Annotated in this window: 3 protein-coding genes; all 3 read left to right on the top strand. The window is 51.7% G+C overall.

Features of this window, described 5'->3' with window-relative positions:
* Window positions 1–288 (top strand): T9SS type A sorting domain-containing protein (locus ACRD7P_RS19825; protein ID WP_430909503.1); only part of this gene is annotated, 288 nt, incomplete at its 5' end.
* Between the two features lie 22 nt (window positions 289–310).
* A complete protein-coding gene (locus tag ACRD7P_RS19820) occupies window positions 311–6,748 on the top strand; it encodes an RHS repeat-associated core domain-containing protein (protein ID WP_430909501.1) in 6,438 nt (2,145 codons plus the stop codon).
* A 12-nt stretch (window positions 6,749–6,760) separates the two neighbouring features.
* Window positions 6,761–7,222 (top strand): SMI1/KNR4 family protein, encoded by a 462-nt coding sequence (locus tag ACRD7P_RS19815; protein WP_430909500.1) that lies wholly within the window; start codon window positions 6,761–6,763, stop codon window positions 7,220–7,222.
* The last annotated feature ends 42 nt before the right edge of the window (window positions 7,223–7,264 follow it).

Genomic DNA, 7,264 nt, shown 5'->3' with positions numbered 1-7,264 from the left:
GAAGAAGGCCCCGAAACGGTGGACGAACCGGACCCCTTCGACGATAGCATCGTACTGCTGCCCAACCCTACCAAGGGCGAACTGGCGGTCACCTGGGCCGCGGACTACGATGGGCTGATCGAGAACATTACCGTTACCGACCTTGCCGGAAAACAGATCCCGATCGCTCAGGACACGGACGGCTCCCGGGCCAGTGTGGACCTGCGCGACCGCCCCACCGGGGTATACCTGATCACCTTCAGGCTCAAGAGCGGACGCACCGTGGGCAAAAAAATAATCAAGGACTGATACCGATACAAAAAAACACCACATGAAAGCATTTATCCGAAACACCAAAGTAACGGGCAACGCCCTTGCCCTATTGTTCACTCTGGCCTTTGCCATATGCGCCAACGCACAGACCGATTATAAGGAGGTCCCCTTAAAAGGGACACCAATCGACATCAACGAACAGGGCGGCCCTACGGTATCCCTTGTCGGGCCACAACCGGAAGGTACGCAATTGATAACGACCTCGGCCGCCAACAGCGGCGGAGGTGGGGGGAGCATGCCCCAGACCATGGGTTCCCTTTCGGTATCCGCCAGCGGAGCCGCAGTTTATTCTTATCCGATCAACGTGCCCCCGGGTATCAACGGTATCGTACCAGAATTATCCATTCAGTACAATAGCCAAAGTGGTGATGGCCTGGTCGGATATGGCTGGCATTTAACGGGAGTATCTACCATTACCAGAATTCCGTCCACCATGTACCATAACGGTACCATAGACCCCGTAGATTTCGATGCGCTCGACCGTTTTGCGCTCGACGGACAGCGGTTGATTCTAAAGTCGGGAACTTATGGCGCCAATGGTGCCGTTTACGAGACGGAGTACCATTCCAACCTTAGGATTACCTCCTTGGGGACCTCCCCTTACGGAGCGGGGTTCGGACCGGAAAAGTTCAAGGTGGAGTATCCGGACGGATCGGTGGCCATGTACGCGGATAACGCCAATAGTCGTTCGGAGACAAATTTTGCCATTACTTATTGGAAGAACCCTCAAGGGGTGCGTATCGACTACGAATATGATCGAAGCTATAACCAAATCATTATAAGCAGAATCAACTATGGCCATCGATCGGGAGAAACAGCCCTGAATTCGATATATTTTAGTTATGTACGAAGGGAGCTGGTGCAAGGGTCGTACGTCGGCGGTCTGTATTTTGAACAGGGAAGCATACTTTCCAATATAAATGTATCCGGAGGGGGCGATATTTATCGAACCTACAGCTTTACTTACTATCCCACAAAACATGGCCATCAACGATTGGGTGGTATCTTCGAACGATCGGCGGACCTTTCCCAATTTCCAGATCCCGTTATTTTCGGATATTCAGAGTACGTTCCCCAAGTCACCGGAGGATCAGATCCGGATGAATTCTCTATCAGCTTGGCCAATGTAGACCGTAACAACGCTGAAGTCGTTCCTTTGGACTTTACGGGCAATGGGGAAATGGATCTGGTATTGCATGCCAAAAGCAAGTCCGAACGGGACAAATATTGGATTTTTGAAGATCTGGGCTCCGGGCGGTACAATCTTGGCTATGAGATCGGGACAACGCCCTTCGAGCAAATGTTTGCCGTGGACTATTTAGATAGTTATAATAAGATGGGACGCTCCCAAGGTTATGCGACGGTAACAAAATCCGGCAGCAAGGTCAAGTTTGGGGTACATGCCCAAGGCGGTTCGTCGGTCGCAACAAGACTTTATGAAAAAACATGGACTGCGCCTTCCTATCAGGCGAACAACAACTGCGGGGAGGCGTTGTCCGACTATCAGTTACAGTTGGAATATCTTTCAGGGGACTTTAACGGCGACGGGCTTACCGATGTCATTGCGTTGAGCAAGCCCTACTCCTATACCAGCTGCACCGAGGAACTTCCGCCGCCAGGGGAGGACTGTGGCGGGGGCCGTCCCGACCTTTTGGTCAATGGCTCGGTCTCCTTTAGCCGCCCGGACCCGAACAACGAATGCTGCGAGTGCGCGAACATTACCAGAAACGTATCCACTGCCCATTTTATCGACCTGGACCGTAGGGTCGCCAGCGGATTTGCCAGTACCCTTGGAAACTTGCAGTCCCCCACCATTTCATTGGAGGACATCTTTACTGCCGATGTCAACGGTGACGGGAAGACCGACATCCTCCAGTTTACCGAAGGTAAGGTATATGTATATTCCATGACCGACAACACGTCCTTGGAACTGTTATGGACGACGCAGGATACCGCTATAAAACAGGAGTACTCCCCTATTTTGGGAGACTACAACGGTGACGGGAAGACCGATTTTATGTATCCCACCGAAGCCGATGGGAACCGATTTGTGACCTTTTTCGCCACCGGAAAAGATTTCGATCCTTCCAGCGCCGCCTATCCCTTTACCTACAAGGAATCCGATTTAAACGGTTCCGCTATCAATGCCTATACTCTTGTGCCCACGGACACCAACGGGGACGGGCGCACTGATATCTTGGAGTATGCCACAACGACCTATGACAACGGTCAGAACGGAAAACAGTCCGTGCGGTTGTATATGAACGGTAGTGGGACGGATAATTCATCTACAGGGGGCACTGTCCATTTTAACGATGCTATTGGCAATACCCAAAACGGCCCATTGAGCCATTTCCCCATCCCTATTTTTCTTTCCTCCGAGGACGTAGGTAAGGGCAACTACACCTTTTCGACCATTAGCAACGATCAAATCAGTTCCTTTGGTTTTACCCATAATCACGCGTATAGCGTTCGTTTGAGAGCCGTTGGCATGGGTGCGAATATTAGGACCATAGGTTATGGCCCAATGGATTCCGCCGTTCTGGAATCCGACGGCCGTCCGATCTATACCCCGTTGAGCGAGCATGTTTATCCCTATGTGGACCTTCAAGTAGACAAGAATACCTATTTGGTCACCTCCATTACCCGACAGTACCAGGGGTTCGAGCCCATAACAAAACGGTTTTCGTATCAAGGGGCGGTCGCCCACGTGGACGGACTCGGGTTCCAAGGGTTTTCGGGGCTCGCCCGTACCGAATGGGAGGGCGACGGTACCCAGCGCAAATGGAACGTCTCCAAGCACGATCTGGTCGCACATAGGGGCGCGGCCACCCTTTCTTATACGGTGCCCTATTTCCATAACTTTACAGACAGTCCCACGGACTACATTATCCGTACCGACCATCGCTATGATACCGAACTTTCCCCGTCCAAGGTCTTCAAGCTTTCCATGACCTCCAGTACGGTACAGGACGGGATCAGCGGAACGGTGACCGTCAGCGGATACCGGTACGATACTTACAATAACCCCGTTCAGATTTCCATCGACCATTCCGGACAGGGGAGTAGCCTGGTTGAACTGGCCTACAACAACAACGAAGGAGCCGATTATTATATCGGGAGGCCCACTAGCAAGAAAAGCAGCAGCACCGTGGACGGGGATACCTATACCAAAGAAGAGGAATATACTTATTCCGACAACCTGCTCACCACCAAGCGGACCAGGGGCAACGGGACCGCCTTCGATACCGAGACCTACTCTTATGATGTGTCCGGCAATATCTTGGAGCAGGTAATGGCCCCTGACGGCGAAACCCCTAGGACCATGCGATATACGTACGACCCTTCGGACAGGTACCTGGTAAAACGGACCGATGCCGAAGGCCGTAGTGCCGAATATGAATACAATGTGAACTCCGGCACTCTGAAAAAGGAGACCGATCCCTACGGGCTTACCACCAGCTATGACTATGATTCCTGGTTCCGTTTGACGGGCACGACCGACTACCTGGGCAAGGAGACCGTGAGGGAGTATACCGATTCCAGCTATACACCCAAGGTAACCGTGAACGGTGCGGACGGCAGTGGCATGATCGCGGAATATAATATTCTGGGCCAGATGGTCAGGAGCAGCGTCAAAAACGTGATGGGCGAATGGGTGCATACCGCCTATGGGTACGACGCGCTCGATCGACGGACCGGAACGAGCGAGCCCTTCAAGGGAGATTCGCCACAGCAATGGAACACCACCGCCTACGACCTTTACGGTAGGCCGGAACAGGTGGTCGCCCATACTGGGGAGACTACCAATATTACCTATTCGGGCCTCGTTACTACGATTGACGACGGTACCATGGTAAAGGTGGTGACGAGCGACGCCATGGGCAACATCAAAAAGGTTACCGATCCCGGGGGTACGATAGATTATACCTATTACGGGAACGGGAACCTGAAAAGTTCCAACTTCGGTGGGAGCATCATCCGCATGGAGCAGGACGGTTGGGGGCGAAGGTCCAAGCTGATCGACCCTTCGGCGGGCACCTATAGCTACGAGTACAACGGTTTTGGGCAAGTGCTCAAGGAGACCAATCCAAAGGGCCTCACCGAATACAAATATACTCCCGAGGGAAGGCTCGAGAGAAAGACCATTGTGGGCGATGCCGGAACGGACATGACCATGGACTACGATTATAACTCCGACAAACAGCTACGCACGCTCACCCTTACCAATGCGGACGGCAATAGCGGAACTACCGTATACGACTATGACGATACCTACAAATGGCTCAAGCGCAGTGTGGAGACCACCCCCTATGCCGTGTTCACCAAAAGGTTCGCTTATGACAGCTATGGCCGGGTGTCCGCCGAGGAGAGCGAGGCGCTGTTATTGGCCAATGGGGAAAGGAGCGTTAACAAGACAAAGAATACCTACGCCTATGGACAGCTGTTGCAGGTCAATGACTTTACCAGCGGGGAGGAGCTCTGGAAAATAAAGGGGCTCAACGCACGTGGCCAGGTGACCTCATCTACAATGGGCAACGGTATGGAAAGGGCAAACGAATACGACGCCCATGGGTATCTTACCGCATCGGTGGCCCGGCGAGAATCGGGTACCACCACAGCTGAACTTATGGCCCTTACCTACGAGTTCGATGTAAAAAGGGGCATTTTGAACAACCGTAGCAACAGCCTTTTCGATTGGGAGGAGACCTTTACCTTCGACGAACTGGACCGTTTGGTTTCCATCGAGGACAATGAGGGCGGCGATGCCCAGGCCTATGACGACAAGGGCCGCATCACCAACCTGGCCTCCATGGGCGACTTTACCTATGCGGGTAACAGCTTTATGCCCAACGGGATCAGTTTTAATGCCAGGGGAACGGAAAACTATGCCGATTATACGAGCCAGAATATCACTTACAATGCCTTTAAGAGCGCTACGGAAATCGAAGAGGCCGGCAGGGACCGTATCGGGTTCCAGTACAATGCCGTGGAGAACCGGGCGAACGCCTTTTACGGCAGTACCGAGGAGGATATGGAAAAACGGCCCTATCGCAGGCACTATTCCCAGGACGGGAGCATGGAGATCTCCTGGGACGATACCAAGGGGACTACCCGTTTTACCACCTATATTGGGGGCGATGCCTACTCCTCTTCCGCCATATGGCACTCCGAGCGTACGGCCTCCGGTACCCAAGAAGAATACCTGTACCTGCACCGCGACCATCTGGGCAGTATCCTGGGCATTACCGATAAGAACGGAGGTTTCCGGGAAAAACGGCATTTCGATGCCTGGGGCAACATCGTAAAATGGACCGATGGGGACGGCAACGACATCGTCGGCGGCATGGCAGGCGGCGGGGTGCTCGATCGTGGTTATACCGGGCACGAGCACCTGTTCGGGGTAGGGCTTATCCATATGAACGGGAGGTTGTACGATCCCATGCTGCACCGCTTCTTGATGCCGGACAATTTTGTTCAGGAACCTTACAATACGCAGAACTATAACCGCTACAGCTATGTGCTGAACAACCCCTTGGGCTATATTGATATCAGCGGAGAATCCTTCTGGCGTTCCGTAGGGGGTTGGTTCAAGCGTAACAGTAAAATTATTACCTTCGTTGCTACGGTGGCCGTTGCCGTTGTGGCCACTGTGGCTACGGCCGGGATGGCCAGCCCTTTGTTGGCAGGGGTCATCGTAGGCGGGGCCGCGGGCTTTACCGCCGGGGCCGTAGGCTCTTGGACCCAAGGCGACGGCTTTTTACAGGGCGTGGGCAACGGTCTGGTCCAAGGGGCCATTGGGGCCGTATCTGGGGGTATTGGCGCCGGAGCGGGAGCCCTGGCGGCCAAACACATCGGGGGTGTCATCATTAATGGTATAAGGAACAATGGCGCCGCAATAAAGGGACTGATAGGTGGTGCGATCGGGGGAGGTGCCGGTAGTTTTGCCGGAGGAGCCACGACCGCGGCCCTTACGGGTTCGAGCTTTCGGGAGTCCCTGTCCGCAGGATGGCAACAGGTCGGTACGGGCATGCTGTTGGGAGGCTTGACCGGGATGGCGCAAGGGTTTAAAGTGGCAAAGGGCCTTGAACAGAATCCTTGGAACGGCGGTCCCTCAAAGAGTTCGTTAGGAAAATTAAGAAATGCTAAATTAGCAGGAAACGTACATCCTAAAACAGGTGTTCCCTTTGATGAATCGGGTTTTCCAAACTTTAAAGATCATTTGTACAAAGGAGGTAAGAACGATGTCTTCATTCAGCCCACCGGGACTAGGCCCGGTGATGTGGCAGCAGCTAATGCAGCCGCGGGATATAATGTTACACCTAAAGGAAATATTTGGCATCATCATCAAATGTCGGGAAGAATGCAATTAGTTGACAAAAATATCCACAGGGCGACAGGACATACTGGAGGATTCTTTTTTTGGGGAAATTAAATACATAATATTATGGCAGAATTTATAGATATGGAGGAACAAATTGATAAGTTTCAAATCCAGGAATTGGAAAGTAGGTTAAATTTCAAGTTTCCAGAAGACTATACAAAACATTTATTAGAGTATAACGGTGGGCGCTGTATACCCAACGTTTTTGCTTTTATGGAAAATGGCAATCTGACCAAATCCTCAGTCGATTGGTTTTTGGCCCTCCACGATGGAGAGTATGATAGTCTTGAAAATGAATTTAAGGTTCTTAAAATAGAAGAAAAGAGGATGCCGGATACGTTTTTTCCCTTTGCAAATGATGCACTTGGTAATTGCCTTTGCATGAATGGCGCTGATAGCAAAATTTATTTTTGGGACCATGAAAAAGAAGTGGACTATAGCGAGTCGGATGATAACGATACATCAAACCTATATTTTGTTGCCGAAAATCTTAATGAATTCATTTCAAATCTAACAGAAGCTTAGAATGGTATCCGCATAGCTGTCTACTTTATTTTCATAGCTTTT

Source organism: Maribacter sp. 2-571 (genome assembly GCF_050589625.1).
Lineage (GTDB): Bacteria > Bacteroidota > Bacteroidia > Flavobacteriales > Flavobacteriaceae > Pelagihabitans.
The sequence above is the reverse complement of the archived record's forward strand: the minus strand, read 5'-3'. Positions and strand labels throughout refer to the sequence as shown.

Bases quoted from the DNA above. Each gene is read 5' to 3' on its own strand.
- ACRD7P_RS19820 (WP_430909501.1), top strand. From the start codon at position 311: ATGAAAGCATTTATCCGAAACACCAAAGTAACGGGCAACGCCCTTGCC.
- ACRD7P_RS19815 (WP_430909500.1), top strand. From the start codon at position 6,761: ATGGCAGAATTTATAGATATGGAGGAACAAATTGATAAGTTTCAAATC.